Here is a 20,857-nt window from a genome sequence, read left to right on the forward strand (position 1 = left end):
TCTTCTCATTCTCGGTCGGCCCTTCCCGCCGCACTTGTCGCGGAGCGCGCCGGAGATGTCCCCGCGCGAAGGATGCGTCCGCGGACCGGTCCCGCGTGAGCGAATCGGGCCCCCGTCCGGTCCGGGGAGCCGGGAAGCGCCGGTCGCGGCGTGCGCCATCGTCGTCTCGGATCCCACCAGGCCGGCCCTCGCACCTGCGGCACTCCCCCTCGCATGCGGATCTGCCAGCCCGAGGTGTCCAACGTGCGGTGATGGTGCCAGCACAGCGCGACGCCGTTGTCGGTGTGGGTCGGACCCCCGCGAGCGTGCTCCGTGACGTGGTGGATCTCGCACCAGGCGGCCGGGACGTGACAGCCGGGGATCAGACACTCGCCGTCCCGCACGCCGATCGCCCGGCGCTGTGCGGGGGTGAAGATCCGGTCGCTCGACCCGAGCCCGACGATCCTTCCACCGGCCCCCAACACGACCCGCTGGACCGTCCCTCCGCACGCCGTGTGCGCAGCCACCCGCGTCGACACCGGCGTCTCGACGCCCTCGACCCGCGCCCAGCCGTGCCCCGTGGCATAGTCCTCGGCGGCGACCGTGACGACGAGGGTCGGCGCGGCACCGCCCAGCCGCGGCATGTCGTCATGACGGGCCGCGATCCCCAGAGCCGCCGCGAGCGCGTCGTGCTGCTTCTGCGCCCGCGTGCGCCCATCGACCATCCCGCCGACGTCGCCGGACGGAAGCACATCGTCATCCGGCGAAACCGCAGCGTCCCGACTTTCGTTCCCCTCGAGTTCGGCGGACGGCACGAAGTGGACGCCGGGAAGCGGCGGACCGTCGACCTTCGGGTTCAGATACGCGTCCCAGATCCGCTGCAGCTGCCCCGCGACCTCGGGCAACAGCGCGCCCCTGACCGGGATCACGCCGTCCTTGGCGCGCCCCAGCACGACGCCCCGGGCCCGCAGCGCGATGTCTTCCGCCGGCTCCGCGCCGTCCGGATCGAGGTACTGCACGATCATCTGCGCCCGCACCCGCAGATCCTCGGGCGTCGGCGCCGGACCGGGCTCGTTCTCATCGTCGCAACTCTCCTCGCCCCGCGCGACCTCCGCCAGATACGCGTCGGCCTCCCAGCGGTCGGCGAGGCGCACGCGAGGGCCGGCCTGCTCGATCGGCCCGGTGGCGGCCAGCAACCCGGTCACGCCGATCGCCCCGTCGAGGAGGGCCTCGCGCAGCGCCGGCCACCGCGCCGGCAGCCACTCCCCGGAGGAGAGGTCGACCTCGCGCCGCACCAACCGCGCGCTCTTCACCAGGCGCGCGGCGGACGCGCCGTCAGTGCGGAGCACACGCTGCAGCAGCTCGTTCATCGATCGGCAGCCGAAACGTCCGCAGAACGCCGGTTCCCCGGACCCCGCCGGACGCGGATCGGCGCTCGCCACCGCGTCCACGATCACAGCCTCCACGCGTCGCTGGATCTCGCCCGCGACCCGCAGCAGGTCCATCATCTCCCGCGCGTCGAGAGCGCCCACCGTGCCGGATCGCAGCACGGCGTCGAGAGCGACGACCGTGTCGTCGAGAACCGCTGCCGGGGTGCTTTCCATACGACGATTCAACAGAGGGCCACCGACATTGCGAGGCCCGATAATCCCCGTTCAGCGCAATATTCCAATACGCGCGAGGGACTCTTCCTGCATCCACAGAGACCCGCGATCAACATTCCCCAGCACCGCAGCATCCACACCGCCTGCCCCCACCGAAACCCCCGCACCTCACCGGCGCTCGCCGCACCCCAACGAGGCCCCCGTGCCCTCGACCGCGGGAGAGAACGTCACGCCCGGTCGGAGTCCTCGAAGATCAGGATCGTCCGCGTCGAGCGGATCGACGGGATCGCCTGGATGTCCTCCAGCACGATGCGGCGCAGGTCGCGGGCGTCGTTCGCGCGCACGAGCAGCAGCACGTCGAAGTCGCCGCCGACGAGCGCCATGTGCTCGATCTCCGGGATCGCCCGGAGCCGCGCGCTCACCTCCTGCCAGGTGGCCTGCTCGATCGCGAGCGTGACATAGGCACTCGCGTGATGCCCCAGCAGCACGGGGTCGGTGCGCACGGTGTATCCCGTGATCACCCCGGCGTCGGTGAGGCGCTTGATCCGCGCATGCGCCCCCGCCCGCGAGATGTGCACCGCCTCGGCGATCGCGGTCATGGACGCCCGCGCATCCCGCCGCAGCTCCACGAGGATCGCGCGATCCGTCTCGTCCAGCGCCGCCATGGCACCCCTCTCCCGTCCGGGAAATCCTGACATTTCGGAAGCCATTGTGGCATGTCGCGAGCAATCGTCCACGATGCCTCGACGGATCTTGGATGAGTGTCGCATGCGCGGCATGCTGTCCTCATCGAGTTCGGCAAGGAAGGCGGACGGATGCACCCCCACGACATGCTCCCGCGCGACACCGCGGTACGACTGATCGCCGAGGACGGGACCACCCTCCCCGACGAGACCTACGCGCTCCCCGCCGCCGACGTCCTGCTGGCGGCGTACCGTGGCCTCGTCGAAGGCCGTCGTATCAACGATCAGGCCGGCGTGCTCGTGCGCCAGGGCCGCCTCGCGGTCTACCCGTCGTCGCACGGCCAGGAGGCCTGCCAGGTGGCGGCGGCGATGGTGCTCGGCGACACCGACTGGCTCTTCCCCACCTACCGCGACTCGGTCGCCGTGATCGCCCGGGGTGTCGCACCTGCGGAAGCGATGGTGCTCCTCAAGGGCGACTGGCACTCGGGCTACGACGTGCGCGCGCACCGCGTCGCCCCGCAGGCGACCCCGCTCGCGACGCAGCTCCTGCACGCGGTCGGCTTCGCGCAGGCGGCGAAGCACCGCGGCGAGGACACCGTGGTGCTCGCGCTCTGCGGCGACGGCGCGACGAGCGAGGGCGATTTCCACGAGGCGATGAACTTCGCCGCCGTCTTCCACGTCCCGGTCGTGTTCTTCGTGCAGAACAACGAGTTCGCGATCTCGGTCCCCCTCTCCCGGCAGACCGCCGCCCCCTCCCTCGCCCACAAGGCGGTCGGCTACGGCATGCCGGGGCAGCGCGTCGACGGCAACGACGTGGCCGCGGTCCTCGCGGTGCTCACGGACGCCGTCGACCGCGCCCGCGCCGGCGGCGGCCCCTCCCTCATCGAGGCCCACACGTACCGCATGCAGGCGCACACCAACGCCGACGACGACACCCGCTACCGCGAACGCGAGGAGGTGCAGGCCTGGCTCGCCCGCGATCCGCTGCTCCGCCTGCGCGCGCACCTCACCGCGACCAGGACTCTGGACGACGAGGCAGAAGAGCGCTTCGCCGCGGGCGCGGAGGAGATCGCCGCCGCCATGCGCACCGCCCTGAACACCGATGCGGAGCTCGACCCGGAAGACCTCTTCCGCTTCGTGACCGCGACCCGCTCGCCCCAGCGGGAGGAGCAGTGGCAGCTCCTCCGCGACGAGATCGCCCGCTCCCACCCCGCCGAGACGATGACGACCGGAGGCGCCCGATGACCATCGCCGAGCACGAGACGCCGGTCGCGACGACCGTCGGCACCACCACGACCATGACCATGGCCGCCGCCCTCAACCGCGCCCTCGCGGACGCCCTCGCCGCCGACCCCGACGTGGTCGTGTTCGGAGAGGACGTGGGAGCCCTGGGCGGCGTGTTCCGCATCACCGACGGGCTCACCGCCCGCTTCGGCGAGGACCGCTGCTTCGACACCCCGCTCGCGGAGTCCGGCATCATCGGCACCGCCGTCGGCATGGCGATGAACGGGATGCGGCCCGTGGTCGAGATGCAGTTCGACGCCTTCGCCCTCCCCGCGTTCGAGCAGATCGTCAGCCACGTCGCGAAGCTCGGCAACCGCACCCGCGGCGGGATGCGCATGCCGCTCGTGATCCGCATCCCCTTCGGCGGCGGCATCGGGGGCGTCGAGCACCACTGCGACTCGTCCGAGGCGTACTACGCGCACACGCCCGGCCTCACGGTCGTGAGCCCGTCCACCCCGCAGGACGCCTACTCGCTGCTCCGCGCGGCCATCGCCTCGCCGGACCCCGTGGTCTTCCTGGAACCGAAGAAGCTCTACTGGTCGAAGGGCGAGGTGGACACCGCGGTGACCGCGGAGATCGGCTCGGCGCGCATCGCCAGGGACGGCACCGATGTGACCCTCCTCGCGTACGGGGCCTCCGTGCCGCTCGCGCTGGAGGCGGCGGAGGTCGCCGCGGGCGAAGGGCGCAGCGTGCAGGTGGTCGACGTGCGCTCCCTCTCCCCCTTCGACGACGAGACGGTCACCGCGGCGGTGCGGTCCACGGGACGCGCGGTCGTGATCGCCGAGGCCCCGGGCTTCGTCAGCGTCGCCTCCGAGATCCAGGCCCGGGTGTTCGAGCGCTGCTTCGAGTACCTGGAGGCCCCCGTGCGGCGGGTGACCGGGTTCGACACCCCGTACGCGCCGCCGAAGTTCGAGCACTGGTATCTGCCCGACGTCGATCGGGTGCTCGACGCGATCGACACGCTGCACTGGGAGGACGACGCATGAGCACGCCTGTGAAGACCGCCGCCCGCGTGTTCCGCCTGCCGGACCTCGGCGAGGGACTGACCGAGGCCGGCCTCGTGCAGTGGCTGGTGGCCGTCGGCGACACGATCACGACCGACCAGGCGATCGCCGAGGTCGAGACCGCGAAGAGCGTCGTCGAACTGCCCTCGCCGTTCGCGGGTGTCGTGACGGCGCTGCACGGCACGCCCGGCGACACCATCGACGTCGGGGCCCCGGTGCTGGAAGTCGCCGACCCCGGCAGCGAGGAGACCGCGTCCGCGCCGCAGACCCCCGCCACACAGCCCGAGCACGAGGCGTACCGGCAAGAGGAGCGTGCGGGGTCGGGCAACGTCCTCATCGGGTACGGCACCTCCGCGTCCGCCTCGACGGGTCGGCGACGGCGCCCCGCGGCGTCACGCCCCACGCCGGCGCCGGCCTCGACAGCGCCCGCACCCGCAGCACCCGCCTCGACCGCTCCGGAGTCAGCCGCACCGGTCGCCCGCGACGCCGCACGACCCGCGCCGGTCGCCGTACGCTCGCCGCTCGTGCGGCGCCTCGCCCGCGATCTGGGCCTCGACGTGCACGCGATCTCCCCCACCGGAGCGGACGGGGCGATCACCCGCGCCGACGTGCTCCGCGCCGCCGTGGACCACGCCGTGGACGGCGTCGCCGCGGCCCCGACGCCGACCTCCGCGACCGCTCCCACCGGCGAGATCGACGGCCTCCCGGTCCGCAGCAGGGAGCGCCTCTCCCCGCTGCGTCGCACCGTGAGCGCCCGGCTCGCCCGCAGCCGCTCGGAGATCCCCGAGGCCACCGTGTGGGTCGACGTCGACGCCACCGATCTCTGGAATCTCCGCGCTCAGATGGCTCCCGACGGCGGGAAGGCCCCGTCGATCACGGCGCTGCTCGCGCGGTTCGTGCTCCTCGCGCTCGAGGACTACCCCGTGCTCGCCTCGCGGCTCAGCGACGACGGCTCCGAGCTGATCTCGTTCGAGGGCGTGAACCTCGGCGTCGCCGCCGACACCGAACGCGGCCTCCTCGTCCCGGTCGTCCCGCACGCGCACCGGCTCACTGTCACCGACCTCGACGCCGCCCTGCGCGAGCTCGCGGCCACCGCGCGCGCCGGCACCCTGCCGCCCGAGCGGCTCCGCGGATCCACCTTCACCCTCAACAACTACGGCGGGCTCGGGGTCGACGGCTCGGCGGCGATCATCAACCACCCCGACGTCGCGATCCTCGGCATCGGCCGGATCATCGAGCGCCCCTGGGTCGTGGATGGGGCGATCGTGCCGCGTCGCATCGTCCAGCTCTCCCTCGTGTTCGATCACCGGGTCTGCGACGGCGGGTACGCGGCGGGGTTCCTCCGCCGCGTGGGGGAGCTCATCGAGCATCCGCTCCGCGCCTTCGGGAGGGTCTGAGGTCGACCCGGCCGGCGAACCCTCGTGGGCGGAGCGCCGATACGCTACGCTCGGCGATTACTGACCGATCATTCGGTAAGTCATCGCCGACGTACCCGCGTCGGTGCTCCCCCCTCGCAGAACAACGGAGTTCGCATGACCTCAGCCACCGCAGCCGCCTCGTCGACCGGAAGGATGCCCGCAGAGGAGCGGCGCGTCCTCGCCGGCACCCTCGTGGGGACGTCGATCGAATGGTACGACTTCTTCATCTACGCCCAGGCGGCGGGCCTCGTGCTCGCCCCGCTCTTCCTCGCTCCCATCGCGGAGTCGAGCCCCGGGCTCGCCCAGGTGCTCTCGTTCGCCACCATCGGCATCTCGTTCCTCTTCCGCCCGCTCGGTGCGATCGTCGCCGGGCACCTCGGCGACAAGCTCGGCCGGAAGAAGATGCTCGTCTTCACCCTCGTGATGATGGGACTGTCCACGTCCCTCATCGGCCTGCTGCCGACGTACGCCGCCATCGGCGTCGCCGCCCCGATCCTCCTGATCCTCCTGCGCATCCTGCAGGGCTTCTCGGCCGGCGGCGAATGGGGTGGCGCAGCCCTGATGGCCGTCGAGCACGCCCCGTCGGCGCGACGCGGCCTGTTCGGCGCGTTCCCGCAGATCGGCGTGCCGGTCGGCATGATCCTCGCCACCTTCACCCTGTGGGCGCTCACGAGTTCGATGTCCCCCGAGGCCTTCCTCGAGTGGGGCTGGCGTATCCCGTTCCTGCTCTCCATCGTGCTCATCGCGGTCGGCTACGTCATCCGCCGCGCCGTCGACGAGAGCCCCGTGTTCGAAGACCTCCGCCGCCGCCGCAAGGAGGCCTCGGCCCCGCTCGGACAGCTCTTCCGCGCGCACACGAAGCAGGTCGTCCTCACGGCCGTCATCTTCATCGCGAACAACGCCGCGGGCTACCTGCTGATCGCCTTCTTCGCGACGTACGCGGTCACGGGCCTCGGCATGGAGCGCCCGCCGGTGCTGCTGGCGACGACGCTGGCCTCGTTCGGGTGGCTGATCTTCACCCTCTGGGGCGGGGCGCTCTCCGACCGTCTCGGCCGGATCCGCACGTTCCAGATCGGGTACGTCGCCCTTGCGGTGTGGGCGATCCCGATGTGGTTCCTCATCGACACGGCGAACATCATCTGGTACTTCGTGGCCCTGTTCGTCATGACGTTCGCGCTCGGACTCTCGTACGGCCCGCAGGCGGCGCTGTACGCCGAGATGTTCCCTGCGAACGTGCGGTACTCGGGCGTCTCGATCGGCTACGCCCTCGGGGCCATCCTCGGCGGCGCGTTCGCACCGATGATCGCGGAGGCGCTGCTGAACCAGTTCCACGCCGCGTGGACGATCGGCGTGTACATCGCGGTCGCGTCGATCATCTCGCTCATCGGCGTCTCGCTGGTGAAGGAGACGAAGGGCGTGGATCTCAGCGTCTGACGCCCGGTCCGGGATCGCGGCCGGCCGTGCGCCTGTGCCATAATTACCTTACGATCGGTCAGTAATTCACGACCGGCCGCTCCCGGACCACACCAGGACGACGAAGTCAGGAGATCCGCATGCCAGAGGCCTACCTCGTCGGAGGGGTCCGCACCCCGGTCGGCCGTTACGGCGGCACCCTCTCCGCCGTCCGTCCCGACGACCTCGCGGCGCTCGTGGTCGGCGAGGCCGTGCGCCGCGCCGGGCTCGACCCGGCGCGTACCGAGCTGGACGAGGTCATCCTCGGCGCCGCCAACCAGGCCGGAGAGGATAACCGGAACGTCGCCCGGATGGCCGTGCTCCTCGCCGGTCTCCCCGACACCGTGCCGGGCATCACGGTCAACCGCCTGTGCGCCTCCGGGATGTCCGCGGTGACCATGGCCGCGCAGGCGATCCGCGCGGGCGACGCCGATCTCCTCGTCGCCGGAGGCGTCGAGTCCATGACCCGCGCCCCCTGGGTGCAGGCCAAGCCGGAGAAGGCGTGGGCGAAGCCCGGAGCCGCCTTCGACACCTCCATCGGCTGGCGCTTCCCGAACCCGCGGCTCGCCGCGCGGGACAAGGCCACCTTCACCATGCCGGAGACGGCGGAGGAGGTGGCCCGCGTCGACGGCATCACGCGCGCCGAGGCCGACGCCTTCGCCGTCCGCTCCCAGCAGCGCGCCGCCGCCGCGATCGCCGCGGGCCGCTTCGCCCCGGAGATCGTCGGCGTGCCGGTCCGCGACGGCGAGGTGCTCGTCGACGAGGGCCCACGTCCGGACACGACCCTCGAGGTGCTCGCGCGCCTCCGCCCCGTCGTGGCCGGCGGAGAGGTCGTCACGGCCGGCAATTCCAGCGCCCTCAACGACGGCGCCTCGGCCGTGCTCGTGGCGAGCGCCGAAGCCGTCGAGCGCCACGGACTGACGCCCCGCGCGCGGATCGTCGTCGGCACCTCCGCCGCCCTGGCTCCGGAGATCATGGGACTCGGACCGGTCCCCGCGACGGAGAAGGCGCTGCGCCGTTCGGGGCTCTCCCTCGACGACATCGGCGCGGTGGAGCTCAACGAGGCGTTCGCCTCGCAGTCGCTCGCCTGCATCCGGCGGCTCGGCCTCGACGAGGACCGCGTGAACGCCGACGGCGGAGCCATCGCCCTCGGCCACCCTCTCGGCTCGTCCGGCTCACGCCTGCTCGTGACGCTGATGGGACGCATGGAACGCGAGGACTCCCGTTACGGCCTCGCCACGATGTGCGTCGGCGTCGGCCAGGGCGCGGCCGTGATCCTGGAGAAGGTGTGAGGGGCGCGGACGAGCCGCTGCTCGTCACCCGCACCGCGGACCGCGTCGTCGCGACCCTGAACCGTCCGCACAAGCGCAACGCGATCGACCAGGCCACGATCGACGCCCTGCACGCGCTGTGCGCCGAGCTGGAGGAGACGCCGCGCACGCTCATCCTCACCGGCGCCGACGGGGTGTTCGCGGCGGGCGCCGACATCGCGGAGCTCCGGGACCGTCGCGCCGACGACGCCCGTCGCGGCATCAACGCCCACGCGTTCGTCCGCGTCGCGGAGCTGCCGATGCCGGTGATCGCCGCGATCGACGGCTACGCGCTCGGCGGTGGCGCGGAACTCGCGTATGCCGCCGACATCCGCCTCGCGACGCCGACCCTGAAGATCGGCAACCCGGAGACCGGCCTGGGCATCCTCGCCGCCGCCGGAGCGAGCTGGCGGCTCAAGGAGATCGTGGGCGACGCCCGTGCCATCGAACTGCTGCTCACCGGACGCACCGTGCACGCCGAGGAGGCCCTCCGCATCGGGCTCGTCTCCTCGCTGCACGACCCCGCCGATCTCCTCGCCGCCGCCCACGCGGTCGCCGACCGCATCGCCCGCAACGACCCCGCGGCGACCATCGCGACCAAGCGGGTGTTCCGGGTGCCGCGCGACCAGCACCCCGCGGCCGACCTCGAGGAGCAGGCCGCGCTGTTCGAGAGCCCGGAGAAGCACCGTCGCATGACCGCGTTCCTGGAACGGAGAGACCGATGAGCACGCCCTCCTCCCCCGAGGCCGCAGTCCCGGCCCGCGTCGGCGTGCTCGGTGGCGGACGCATGGGCGCCGGTATCGCCCACGCCTTCCTCCTCGCCGGCTCCCCCGTGACCGTCGTCGAGCGGGACGACGACGCCGCCGCGGCCGCCGCCGCCCGCGTGCACGGGTCGATCGACGCCTCGCTCTCCCGCGGCACGGCCGTCGAGACCGCCGAGGCGTATCGCGCCCGCTTCGCGACCGGGACCGACGCCGCGCTGTTCGCGGACTGCACCCTCGTCGTCGAGGCCGTCCCGGAGGAGCTGTCACTCAAGATCGAGGCGCTCACCCGTGTCGAGCAGCACCTCGCGGACGATGCGGCGCTCGCGTCCAACACCTCGTCCATCTCGATCGACGAGCTCGCAGCCGTGCTCGACCGCCCCGGGCGCTTCCTCGGGATGCACTTCTTCAACCCCGTGCCCGCCTCCACGCTCGTGGAGGTCGTGCGCGGCGCCGCGACCGCGCCGGACCTCGTCGCGGACGCGGCTTCCTGGGTCCGCGCGCTGGGCAAGACGCCCATCGTCGTCGCCGACGCCCCCGGTTTCGCGTCCTCCCGCCTCGGCGTCGCCCTCGGCCTCGAGGCGATCCGGATGCTCGAGGACGGCGTCGCCGACGCCGCCGACATCGACGCCGCCATGAACCTCGGCTACAAGCACCCGGTCGGGCCGCTCCGGCTCACCGACATCGTCGGGCTGGACGTCCGGCTCGGCATCGCCGAGTACCTCGCGGCGCACCTCGGCCCGCGCTTCGAACCCCCGGCCCTGCTGCGCCGCCTCGTCGCCGAGGGACACCTCGGCCGCAAGAGCGGACGCGGCTTCTACGAATGGGACGACTGATGAAGGGAACCCCGATGACCGAGATCCTCCCCAGCTACGTGCAGGGCTCCTGGTGGACGCCCACCTCCGACGCGGACGCCACCGAGGTGCGCGACGCCTCGACCGGAAAGACGGTCGCCCGCGTCTCCACCGCCGGCCTCGACCTCGGCGCGGCGCTCGACTACGCCCGCACCACCGGCCAGGCCGCGCTCGGGGAGCTCACGTTCCACCAGCGCGCCGTGCTGCTCAAGCAGCTCGCGCTCGCGCTGACCGCCCGCAAGGAGGAGCTGTACGCGATCTCCAGCCGCACCGGCGCCACCGCGCAGGACTCATGGGTCGACATCGACGGCGGCATCGGCGTGCTCTTCGCGTACTCCAGCAAGGGCCGCCGCGAGCTGCCGAACGCGAAGGTCTACGTCGACGGCGCCGTGGAGAACCTCTCGCGAGACGGCTCCTTCCTCGGTCGGCACATCTACACCCGGCTGCCCGGGGTGGCGGTGCAGATCAACGCCTTCAACTTCCCGGTGTGGGGCTCGCTGGAGAAGTTCGCGCCGGCCTTCCTCGCCGGTGTCCCCACGGTCGTGAAGCCCGCCACCCCCACCGGGTACCTCACCGAGGCCATGGTGCGGGTGATGGTCGAGTCCGGTCTGCTGCCCGAGGGGTCGCTGCAGCTCGTGTCCGGCAGCGTGCCCGACCTCTTCGGCCACCTCCGCCTGGGCGACCTCGTCGCGTTCACCGGTTCCGCGTCGACGGCCGAGCGGCTCCGGGCGCACGACTCGGTGCAGACCGGCGGGGTCCGCTTCACCAGCGAGACCGACTCGATCAACGCCTCGGTCCTCGGCACGGACGCCGCCTCCGGCACCCCGGAGTTCGACGCCTACGTGAAGCAGCTCGTCGCGGAGATGACGTCGAAGGCCGGGCAGAAGTGCACCGCGATCCGGCGGGCGATCGTGCCGGAGGACGCGGTGGACGACGTGATCGCCGCCGTGCGCGACCGGCTCGCGGCGCGGATCGTCGTGGGCGACCCGCGTGCCGAGGGCGTGACGATGGGACCGCTCGCCTCGACGGCCCAGCGCGACGAGGTGCTCCGGCAGGTGGCGCGACTCCGCGAGGGCGGCGGCGAGCTCGTGATCGGCTCCCCCGAGGCCCCGACGGTCCGCCGTGCGGACGGCAGCGAGGGCCCGGCGGAGGACGGCGCGTTCGTGGCGCCGATGCTCCTGCGCTTCACCGATGCGACGAGCCCCGCCGTGAACGAGATCGAGGCGTTCGGCCCGGTCTCCAGCATCCTCGGCTACCGCACGCTGGACGAGGCGGCGGCGCTCGTGGCCCGGGGCGGCGGCTCGCTCGTGACGAGCGTCGCGACGCACGACCCGGAGGTCGCGACGACGCTGGCCGCGGGGATCGCGGCGTACAACGGCCGCGTGCTCTTCCTCGACCGCGACGACGCCCGCAGCTCGACCGGACACGGCTCCCCGCTCCCGAACCTCGTGCACGGCGGCCCCGGCCGCGCGGGCGGCGGCGAGGAGCTCGGTGGCATCCGGGCGGTGCTGCACCACATGCAGCGCACGGCGGTGCAGGGCTCCCCGGAGATGATGACCGCGCTCACCGGGGTGTGGCACCAGGGGGCCTCGGCCCGTCCGTTCGACGCCGGCGACGGCGTGCACCCCTTCCGCAAGTCGCTGGCGGAGCTGCGCATCGGGGACCAGGTCGTCAGTCCCTCACGCACCGTCAGCCTCGACGACATCGAGACGTTCGCGGCGTTCACGGGCGACACGTTCTACGCGCACATGGACGAGGCGTCGGCGGCGGCGAACCCGTTCTTCCCCGGACGCGTGGCCCACGGCTACCTGCTGGTGTCGTGGGCGGCCGGGCTCTTCGTCGATCCGGCTCCCGGTCCCGTGCTCGCGAACTCCGGGCTGGAGAACCTGCGCTTCGTGACCCCGGTCTCCCCCGGCGACGAGATCCGCGTCGAGCTCACCGCCAAGCAGATCACGCCGCGGGAGACCGACGAGTACGGCGAGGTGCGCTGGGACGCGGTCCTGAAGAACCAGGACGACGAGCTCGTCGCGACCTACGACGTCCTGACCCTCGTCGCGAAGGAGCTCACCCCCGCCGCATAGTCCCCCGAGACCCCGGGCACTCGTCGAGACCCCGCCCTTCCCACGCGGAGAGGGCGGGGCCGCGGCGCGAAGCCGGGGTCTCGGGGTCAGGGGTGGCGGAGGCCGTCGAGGGCGATCGCGACGACGTCGTCCGCGAGACGATCGGCGCCCTCGCGACCGCCGGGACGGTACCACTCGACGATCGAGTTGATCATGCCGAACGTCAGACGGGCGACGACGGCCGCGTCGATGTCGGAGCGCAGGGAGCCCTCGGCCTGCGCCTCCGCGACGAGAGCGGTGATGCGGCGGTCGAACGCTCGCCGCCGGGTGAGGGCACGGCGCTCCACCTCGGTGTTCCCGCGTACGCGCAGCAGCAGCGTCACGGCGGGGAGCTGGTCCACGAGCACATGGACGGCCCCGCGGAGCACGTGCTCCAGGCGGGCGACCGCATCGGCGGCTCCCCCGCTGTCCGGGAGGGGCGCGTCGACCACGGCCTCCAGCCCGCCGAGGGCGCTGTCGAGGGCGCGGTCGAGCATCTCGTCCTTCGACCCGAAGTGATGGTAGATCGCCGACTTCGACAGCCCGAGGCGCTCCGCGAGCATCCCGATCGAGGTCGCGTCGTAGCCGTGCTCGTTGAAGGCGGCCACCGCGACGGCGAGGATCCCCTGCTGGTCGTACCCGGGGCGGCCGCGCCGCGTGGTCTGCATCTCGGACATCCCCCTCAGTCTCGCACCGCCCGCCGCGCTCATCGCGGAGGTCGCCGCCGAGACCCCCGCGTGTCAGCGCAGGTCATACACGCGCTTGTACTTGCCCTCGCTACGCGGCAGTGCCCCCGGCTCCTCCAGGCGGACGGCGACCGACGAGCCGATGAACACCTTGATGCGCTGCACCAGCACCTGTGCCGCCGCCTCGCACGTCTCCACGGAGAGGTCGGGATGGCGCTCGATGCGCACGGTGAGGGCGTCCATCCGGCCCTCCTTCGTCAGCTCCAGGATGAAGTGCGGGGTGAGCTGCTCGATGCCGAGGACCAGCTCCTCGATCTGCGTCGGGAAGAGGTTGACGCCGCGCAGGATGATCATGTCGTCGTTGCGTCCGGTGACCTTCTCCATGCGCCGCATCCCCGGCCGCGCCGTGCCGGGGAGCAGACGGGTGATGTCCCGTGTGCGGTACCGGATGACGGGGAACGCCTCCTTGGTCAGCGAGGTGAAGACGAGCTCGCCCCGTTCGCCGTCGGGCAGGGCCTGCAGGGTGTCGCCGTCGATCACCTCCGGCAGGAAGTGGTCCTCCCACAGGTGCGGGCCGTCCTTGGTCTCGAGGCACTCGTTGCCGACGCCGGGCCCCATGACCTCGCTGAGCCCGAAGATGTCGAGGGCGTCGATGCCGAGCCGCTGCTCCAGCTCGTGCCGCATCTCATTGGTCCAGGGCTCCGCGCCGAGCACCGCCACCTGGAGCGAGGTGGACCGCGGGTCGATGCCCTGCGCCGCCATCGCGTCGGCGATCGTGAGCAGGTAGCTCGGCGTGCACAGGATCGCGTCCGGCTCGAAGTCGTGGATGAGCTGCACCTGGCGCGCGGTCTGCCCGCCCGACATGGGGATCACGGTCGCTCCCAGCGCCTCGATCCCGGCATGCGCGCCGAGCCCGCCCGTGAAGAGGCCGTAGCCGTAGGCGTTGTGCACCTTCATGCCGCGCCGGATCCCGCTGGCCCGGAGCGAGCGAGCCACGAGCGACCCCCAGCGGTCAAGGTCGCCACGCGTGTAGCCGACGACGGTCGGGCGCCCCGTGGTGCCGCTGGACGCGTGGATGCGGGCGACGTCGGCCATCGGCACCGCGAACATCCCGAACGGGTACGTCTCGCGCAGGTCGTCCTTGGTGGTGAACGGCAGCCGGTGCACGTCGTCGAGCGTGCGGATGTCGTCGGGGTGCACGCCCGCCTCATCGAACTTCCGCGTGTAGAGCGGGACGTTGCGGTAGGCGTGCTGCACGGTCAACCGCAGGCGCTCGAGCTGGAGCTGCTCGATCTCGGCGCGGCTCATCCGCTCCTCGGGGTCGAGCTCATCGGCCGTGGGCGGGCGGAGGGCGGAGGCGGGGGCGGTCATCGTCGACACGGGGACTCCTCGGAACGGGTGGGATCAGAAGGTGCGGGAGGTGGTGCGGGAGCGGCCGCGGAACTCGGCGACGGCGTCGCCCTGCTCGTCCACGACCGTCACGTCGTAGAGGCCGGAGCGACCGGTGCGGGTGCGGCGGACGGCCGTCGCGGTGAGCGTCTGCCCCGCGACGGTGGGCTTGAGGAACGAGATGTCGGCACCGGCAGCCACCGTCACCCGATCGTCCTCGTTGCAGGCGATCGCGAAGGCGGTGTCGGCGAGCGCGAACACGAGGCCACCGTGGGTGATCCGGAAGCCGTTGGTCATGTCCTCGCGGACGCGCATCGACACGACCGCGTGCCCGGGGTCGTCGCGCTCCACGACCAGACCGAGCATCGCCGAGGCCCGGTCTCGTGCCATCATGGCCCGATTCGGCCGGACGGCCTCCGCCGTCTCCGTCGTCGTCTCCGTCATCGCCGACCTCCTCGTCGCGCTCGGGCGGGACGACCTCGTCCCGCCCGCCCATACTAACTGAACGATCGGTCAGTAACGCAAGGAGGTCGAAACGACGGTCGACGGTTCACCTGATCGCGAGCGGCGGCCAGAGGGTCGCGTCCTCCACGGTCACCCCGGTGATGACGGCCGCGGGGTCCGCAGCATCCCGATCGGCGCGGAAGCGGATGACACCCCCTTCGCGCGTCGCTGACTGGTAGAAGTACTCGCCCGACGAGACGATGCGGATGAAGGTGCCCTCCGGGAATGCGGCGGCCGCCTCCGTCACCGGCGCGCCGATGCGGACTCCGCCCGTCGCGGGCAGGAGGGCACCGTCCGGCTCGACGTCGCCCTGCACGTTCGCGATGCCGGCGGTGATCCCCGCGAGCGTCGTGCCATCGTCCGTGAACTGCAGCAGGAGCGTGCTCGCGTCGTCCCCACTCGTGAGGCGCACCAGCGTGTTCGAGCCGCCGGCGACCTGCGCGGTCGCCCCGGGGACCGCCGCCAACGCCTCCTCGCGAGACATACCCAGCTGGAGCGGTCCGACGCCCGTCGCGGTCATCTCCCATTCGCTCCACGGGGCGGCGGGATCGGCCGTCTCCGGCGTCGGCGTCGCGGGCGGCGTGGCGGTCAGCTTCTCCACGAAGGCGGTCTTCGCTTCCCCCGCGCGGTCGCGCAGGAGCAGCGCCGCACGCTCGGCGTCGAACTCCGATCCGTCCCTGGCCGGCTGCCACAGGTGCACGATGACGTTCCCCACCGCGGCGAAACCGTGGTGCGCCCGCCAGGCGCTCTGCCCCGAGCCCATCTCCAGGGTTCCGGCGAAGGCCCGGACGCCGTCCATCTCCGGCGCCGCGACGGCGGCGAAGGTCCCCGTCCCCTGCGCATCGAACTGCGCACACTGCTCGACCGTGTCGAGGAGCTCGTCCATGCGCGACGCGGCGATGTCGTCAGACGGGAACTGCAGGATCTCCTGCTTCCCACTCATGCCCGTGTCGTCCGCGTTCACCCACGGCACGGTACGCGCGCCGATGCTGCCCATGGAGGCTTCCATGATCAGCAGCACGCAGACCGCCGGCGTGAACTCCGGTCCGCCGCCGTCGGAATACTGCAGGAGCGTGTCCTCGACCTCCGTCGCCGGAGGCGCGGAGGGAAGTAGGTCGGCGACCTCGGCCGGCGTGAGCGCGAAGGCGTCGAGCTCGTCGCCGACGAAGAGGAGGGGCCCGGCATAGGGATCAGGAGTGGGCGTCGGGGTCTCCGGCGCCCGTGATGCGGTCGCCGTGGGTGTCGCCTCCGGCGTCGCCGCGCACCCCGGGAGCACGACCAGCACTCCCGCCACCACCGCCGCGAGGAGCGCCGCTCCTCGCATCTTCCGCCCGCCGTGCACCGTCGCCGACATGAACCCTCCGCGTGATCATGTGCGCCGTGAACACGGCGCCCCCTGAGGGAAGAGTAGCGGTCGGGAGACACCCCGAACCCACCCGCACACGGTCGATATGCGAACGAGACAATAGTCATGCCACGGAAGGCATACAAGCCATGCCGATCGCATCCGCAGGAGCCGTGCGGCTCAGCCGGCGCCGCCTCCGCCGAGCACGAGAGCTGCTGCCTGTCGCGCCTCCGCAGCGGTCGCCGCGCGGCTCGCACCCTCCGCCGCCCGCCGGCACTCGTCCGGGCCCACCGCGTCGAGCGCGGCCGCCACCCGCCCGAGCGCGCGAGGCGTCATCGACAGCGAGGTCGCTCCGAGCCCGACGAGCACGGGGGCGAGCGCAGGATCACCGGCCGCCTCCCCGCAGATGCCGACGGCCTTGCCCGCCGCACGTCCCGCCGCCCCGACCGTCCCGATCAGCCGCAGCACCGCCGGCTGCCAGGGGTCGTTGAGATCGGCGAGCGCGCTGGACAGCCGGTCGGCGGCCAGCGTGTACTGGGCGAGATCGTTGGTTCCCAGGCTCACGAAATCCACGACCTCGAACAGCTCGGCCGCCAGCAGCGCCGCCGCCGGGGTCTCGATCATGATCCCCGCCCTGTCCAGCCCCGCGGCACGACACCGCGTGGCGAAGTCCGCCGCCTCGTCGACCGTGGCGACCATCGGCGCCATGACCTCCACGTCCGCGGATTCCGCGTCGGCCGCCCTGGCGAGCGCGCCGAGCTGGTCGTCGAGCAGCGCTGGCCGGCGACGGGAGAGACGCAGGCCCCGGACGCCGAGCGCCGGGTTGTCCTCGTCGTCGTCGTTCGCGAACGGCAGGGGCTTGTCGCTCCCCGCATCCAGCGTGCGCACGACCACCTTGCGTCCGGGGAACGCGCGAAGGACCCCGCGGTACGCCTCCACCTGCTCCTCGATGCTCGGCGCTTCGGTCCGGTCGAGGAAGCAGAACTCGGTGCGGAACAGTCCGACCCCCTCGGCGTGCGCCGCCGCGGCGCTCCCGGCATCCGATGCCCCTCCGACGTTGGCCAGGAGCGGCACGCGGGTCCCGTCGGCGAGACGGCCCCGTCCATCGAAGGTGACGACGACCGCCGCGGCCCGTGCCTCGGCGATCTCCGCCTCGTCCGGGTCGACGTGGATGGTGCCGTGGTCGCCGTCGACGAGGAGCATGGCACCCTCGGGGATCCCCGTCGCTCCGGCCACCCCGACCACGGCGGGCAGTCCCAGCGCGCGCGCGATGATCGCCGTGTGCGAGGTCGGCCCGCCGTCCGCTGTCACGAGGGCGACGCAGTTCCCGCCGTCCAGCGCTGCCGTGTCGGCGGGGGCGAGGTCGGTCGCGACGAGCACGAACGGCTCGTCACGCTCGGGGACCCCTGGTATGTCCACCCGGAGGACCTCGGCGATCATGCGGTCGCGGACGTCACGGATGTCGGCGGCGCGTTCCGCCATCCTCCCGCCGAGAGCCGTGAGCGCCGCTTCGTGCGCCGCGGAGGTCTCCCAGACCGCTCGCGCCGCCGTCCGCCCCTGTGCGCGCACGAGGGCGGTGGCTTCGGCGACGAGCTCCGGATCGGAGGCGAGGAGCCGTGACGCGTCCAGGATCGCCCGTGCCTCTCCGCGCGCCCGCTCGGCGCGCGATCGCAGCTGATCGGCGACGGCGACCGCCGCCCATTCGATCGTGGAGACCTCGGCCTCGCGACCCTCCGGCGGGACGACGGTCTCGGCATCCGGTTCCGGGAGTGCCGGTGCGAGGGCCACCGCCCTCGCGGCCACACGTCCGGGACTGACCCCACGGCCCTGCAGCACGGTCCCGGAGACGATCTCCGGCGGCGGCGCGGACGCGTGGTCGGCCCCGGTTCCCGTCTGAGCGTCCCCGGCCGTGCCGGGCGCGGGCGCGGGTGCGGTTCCGGGGCTGCCGGCGGCGCCCTCGTCCGTCTCGACGCCCTCGCCGAACCCACCCTGGAACAGCGAGACCAGGCGGTCGATCGCCGCCTCGGCGTCCGCTCCCCGACCGGTGAGCTCGATCTCGGTCCCCTGACGCGCCCCGAGCGCGAGCAGCCGGGTCAGGCTTCCGGCCGCGGCTTCCTGGCCGTCCGGCAGCCGCCGCAGACGCACGTCCGCGCCCGCCGCCGACTCCGCGATCAGCGCGGCGGGGCGGGCATGGATGCCGAGCGGGTTGCGCACGCGCACACGATGCGTCACGGTCTCCCCGGCCACGTCGGGCGAGGCGGAGTCGTCCCCCGCCGACGCCGGCGCGGAGTCCGCTGCCGCCGCGCCTTCCGCGTCCGCCGGGCCGAGCTGGCCGGTCTTCGCCGCGAGGGCGGACGAGGCTTCGTCGGCGACCGCGTCGAGGTCGCCGCCTGCCGCCGCAGCCACGACCGCCGCGAGGAGCCCCTCGACGAACGGTGCCGGAGCCAGCCGCACCGGCACGTCGCTGCTGCGCAGTTCGAGCGCGAGTTCGGCGCTCAGAACGGCCGACCCGAGGTCCATCAGCACGAGCACGCCGTCGACGTCGGGGGCGAGCTCGTCGATCGCCGCCGACACCGCGACGGCGTCCGTCCCGAGGATCGGCGCGCCCTCCGCGTCCACACCCGCACCGGCCGCCACGCGGACCTGCACGCCGCCGCCCGGCACCATCTGCAGGGCGAGTTCGAGCGCCGCCTCCCCGAGCCGGGCGCTGTGGGAGACGGCGACGATCCCGATCATCCGGCGTCCGCGAGGGCCGCGGCGAGCGTCTCGAACAGGAGCGCCGTCGAGGCGGCTCCCGGGTCGAGATGTCCGGCGCTGCGTTCACCGAGGTAGCTCGCTCTGCCCTTCCGGGCGACGAGGGGCACCGTGGCGTCACGACCGGCGGCCGCGGCGTCCGCAGCCGCCCTGGCCGCCGCCGCGGTATCCGCTCCGCCGGAGAGGGCGGCATCGAAAGCGTCGACCGCGGGGGCCATCGCATCGAACATCGTCTTGTCTCCGGCCTCGGGCTTGCCCCGCGCGACGATGCCCTCGAGCCCCGCCCGCAGTGCCGCGGCGAGCGCCGGTCCGTCCAGTGTCGTCACCGCACCGGCCGACATCCCCATGCGCAGGAAGAAGGTGCCGTAGAGGGGGCCACTCGCACCGCCCACCGAGCTCACCAGGGTCATACCGACGGACTTGAGGAGTTCGTCGATCGTCGCGGGCGTCGTCGCCGCGAGCTTCTCCCCGACCGCCGTGAAACCCCGCGCCATGTTCGCGCCGTGGTCGGCGTCCCCGATCGCGGAGTCCAGTTCCGTGAGCCAGTCGCGCTGCGCGGTGACGGCCTCGCGGTAGCGGGAGATCCAGTCGACGAGGACGTCGGTGCCGACGGCCGCCATCACGCGCCCCACCGCAGGCCGGGGGTGTTCACCGGGGCGTCCCACAGCCGCAGCAGCTCGTCGTCGGCCTTCAGCACCGTGACGGAGCACCCGGCCATGTCGAGGGAGGTGATGTAGTTGCCCACCAGGTTCCGCGCGATCTGCACGCCGGACTTCTCCAGGATCGCGGCGACCTCGCCGTACATGAGGTAGAGCTCGATCAGGGGCGTGGCGCCCATGCCGTTGAGCATCACGATCGCGGGTCCGGTGGCGTCGAGGTCGCCGAGGATCGGCTCGACGAGCTGCCGGGCGATCTCCGATGCCGGCGCGAGCGGCTCACGATGCCGTCCCGGCTCGCCGTGGATGCCGATGCCGATCTCCATCTGATCGTCGGGGAGGTCGAAGGTGGGCTTCCCGGCGGCGGGCACCGTGCAGCTCGTGAGGGCCATGCCCATCGAGCGCCCCTGCCCGTTGATGCGCTTCGCGAGGTCGACGACCGCCGCGAGGTCGCGGCCCTCCTCCGCCGCGGCCCCTACGAGCTTCTCCAGCAGGACGGTGAGGCCGACGCCGCGACGGCCGGCGGTGTAGAGCGAGTCCTGCACGGCCACGTCGTCGTCCACGACGACCGTGCCGACCTCGATCCCCTCCATCGCCGCGAGCTCGGCGGCCATCTCGAAGTTGAGCACGTCGCCCGTGTAGTTCTTGACGATGTGCAGCACGCCGGCGCCGCGGTCGACCGCCTGGGTCGCCACCTGCACGCGGTCGGGGGTGGGCGAGGTGAAGACCTCGCCGGCGACGGCCGCGTCGAGCATGCCGGTGCCGACGTAGCCGCCGTGCAGCGGTTCGTGGCCGGATCCCCCTCCGGAGACGACGGCCACCTTGCCCTGTTCCTTCGGTGTCGCCCGGGTGATGACGTGGTTCTCCAGGTCGACCGAGAGTTCGGGGTGCGCGGCGGCGACGCCCTTCAGGGACTCGACGAGGACGTCCTCCGGGGCGTTGATGAGCTTCTTCATCCTGCGATCTCCTTTGATGCGGCGTGAGTCTCGAGCAAAAATCCGAAAAGGATTCGTCAATGTCGAATATGCTCGGAGCCTGCCGGGTTGTCAAGATCGATCCGGCGACCGGAGACCCG

17 protein-coding genes are annotated in these 20,857 nt (G+C 72.5%); 8 read left to right on the top strand and 9 right to left on the bottom strand.

Going from position 1 to position 20,857, the window contains the following annotated elements:
- Positions 1-5 precede the first annotated feature (5 nt).
- A complete protein-coding gene (locus AB0P08_RS01010; protein WP_363587572.1) occupies positions 6-1,583 on the bottom strand; it encodes an HNH endonuclease signature motif containing protein in 1,578 nt (525 codons plus the stop codon).
- A 227-nt stretch (positions 1,584-1,810) separates the two neighbouring features.
- The gene (locus AB0P08_RS01015) at positions 1,811-2,248 is read right to left on the bottom strand and encodes an Lrp/AsnC family transcriptional regulator (RefSeq protein WP_363587574.1); all 438 of its coding nucleotides are present in this window, start codon (positions 2,246-2,248) and stop codon (positions 1,811-1,813) included.
- A 150-nt stretch (positions 2,249-2,398) separates the two neighbouring features.
- Between AB0P08_RS01015 and AB0P08_RS01020 the strand changes: the two genes are divergently transcribed.
- From AB0P08_RS01020 to paaZ, 8 genes are all read left to right on the top strand, one after another.
- On the top strand, positions 2,399-3,511 hold the full coding sequence (locus tag AB0P08_RS01020; protein ID WP_363587576.1) for a thiamine pyrophosphate-dependent enzyme: 1,113 nt from the start codon (positions 2,399-2,401) through the stop codon (positions 3,509-3,511).
- On the top strand, positions 3,508-4,536 hold the full coding sequence (locus AB0P08_RS01025) for an alpha-ketoacid dehydrogenase subunit beta (RefSeq protein WP_187663514.1): 1,029 nt from the start codon (positions 3,508-3,510) through the stop codon (positions 4,534-4,536). Before AB0P08_RS01020 ends, AB0P08_RS01025 begins: the two co-directional genes overlap by 4 nt.
- Positions 4,533-5,951, top strand: coding sequence for a dihydrolipoamide acetyltransferase family protein (locus tag AB0P08_RS01030; RefSeq protein ID WP_363587579.1), 1,419 nt, complete (start codon positions 4,533-4,535; stop codon positions 5,949-5,951). The genes AB0P08_RS01025 and AB0P08_RS01030 overlap by 4 nt, the downstream gene beginning before the upstream one ends.
- A 135-nt stretch (positions 5,952-6,086) precedes the next feature.
- Complete coding sequence (locus AB0P08_RS01035; protein WP_363587581.1) at positions 6,087-7,406, top strand: MFS transporter; 1,320 nt, start codon at positions 6,087-6,089, stop codon at positions 7,404-7,406.
- Between the two features lie 119 nt (positions 7,407-7,525).
- A complete protein-coding gene (locus AB0P08_RS01040; RefSeq protein ID WP_062636001.1) occupies positions 7,526-8,716 on the top strand; it encodes a thiolase family protein in 1,191 nt (396 codons plus the stop codon).
- Positions 8,713-9,459 (top strand): enoyl-CoA hydratase/isomerase family protein, encoded by a 747-nt coding sequence (locus AB0P08_RS01045; RefSeq protein ID WP_363587583.1) that lies wholly within the window; start codon positions 8,713-8,715, stop codon positions 9,457-9,459. The genes AB0P08_RS01040 and AB0P08_RS01045 overlap by 4 nt, the downstream gene beginning before the upstream one ends.
- Entirely contained in the window at positions 9,456-10,331 is an 876-nt protein-coding gene (locus AB0P08_RS01050; protein WP_363587585.1) for a 3-hydroxyacyl-CoA dehydrogenase family protein, read from the top strand. Before AB0P08_RS01045 ends, AB0P08_RS01050 begins: the two co-directional genes overlap by 4 nt.
- A 14-nt stretch (positions 10,332-10,345) precedes the next feature.
- Positions 10,346-12,430, top strand: coding sequence for a phenylacetic acid degradation bifunctional protein PaaZ (paaZ, locus tag AB0P08_RS01055; protein WP_363587587.1), 2,085 nt, complete (start codon positions 10,346-10,348; stop codon positions 12,428-12,430).
- A gap of 86 nt (positions 12,431-12,516) precedes the next feature.
- Here the strand turns inward: paaZ and AB0P08_RS01060 are convergent, their stop codons facing one another.
- The 7 genes from AB0P08_RS01060 to dhaK all read right to left on the bottom strand — a co-directional run bounded on the left by AB0P08_RS01060 (position 12,517) and on the right by dhaK (position 20,738).
- On the bottom strand, positions 12,517-13,125 hold the full coding sequence (locus tag AB0P08_RS01060) for a TetR/AcrR family transcriptional regulator (RefSeq protein WP_363587589.1): 609 nt from the start codon (positions 13,123-13,125) through the stop codon (positions 12,517-12,519).
- Positions 13,126-13,188: 63 nt separating this feature from the next.
- Positions 13,189-14,505, bottom strand: coding sequence for a phenylacetate--CoA ligase PaaK (paaK, locus tag AB0P08_RS01065; protein ID WP_363588587.1), 1,317 nt, complete (start codon positions 14,503-14,505; stop codon positions 13,189-13,191).
- 33 nt (positions 14,506-14,538) lie between these two features.
- Complete coding sequence (gene paaI / locus AB0P08_RS01070) at positions 14,539-14,916, bottom strand: hydroxyphenylacetyl-CoA thioesterase PaaI (protein WP_363587591.1); 378 nt, start codon at positions 14,914-14,916, stop codon at positions 14,539-14,541.
- A gap of 157 nt (positions 14,917-15,073) precedes the next feature.
- Complete coding sequence (locus tag AB0P08_RS01075) at positions 15,074-16,381, bottom strand: hypothetical protein (protein WP_363587593.1); 1,308 nt, start codon at positions 16,379-16,381, stop codon at positions 15,074-15,076.
- Positions 16,382-16,552: 171 nt separating this feature from the next.
- Complete coding sequence (gene ptsP, locus AB0P08_RS01080; RefSeq protein ID WP_363587595.1) at positions 16,553-19,108, bottom strand: phosphoenolpyruvate--protein phosphotransferase; 2,556 nt, start codon at positions 19,106-19,108, stop codon at positions 16,553-16,555.
- Positions 19,105-19,746 carry a dihydroxyacetone kinase subunit DhaL gene (gene dhaL, locus AB0P08_RS01085; RefSeq protein ID WP_363445967.1) on the bottom strand — a complete coding sequence of 214 codons (642 nt, stop codon included), beginning with the start codon at positions 19,744-19,746 and terminating at the stop codon, positions 19,105-19,107. Before dhaL ends, ptsP begins: the two co-directional genes overlap by 4 nt.
- Positions 19,746-20,738: a dihydroxyacetone kinase subunit DhaK gene (gene dhaK / locus AB0P08_RS01090; protein WP_259952011.1), complete on the bottom strand. Its 993-nt coding sequence runs from the start codon at positions 20,736-20,738 to the stop codon at positions 19,746-19,748. Before dhaK ends, dhaL begins: the two co-directional genes overlap by 1 nt.
- Positions 20,739-20,857 lie beyond the last annotated feature (119 nt).

It is taken from the genome of Microbacterium meiriae (genome assembly GCF_040686935.1).
GTDB classification, from domain to species: Bacteria; Actinomycetota; Actinomycetes; order Actinomycetales; family Microbacteriaceae; genus Microbacterium; species Microbacterium meiriae.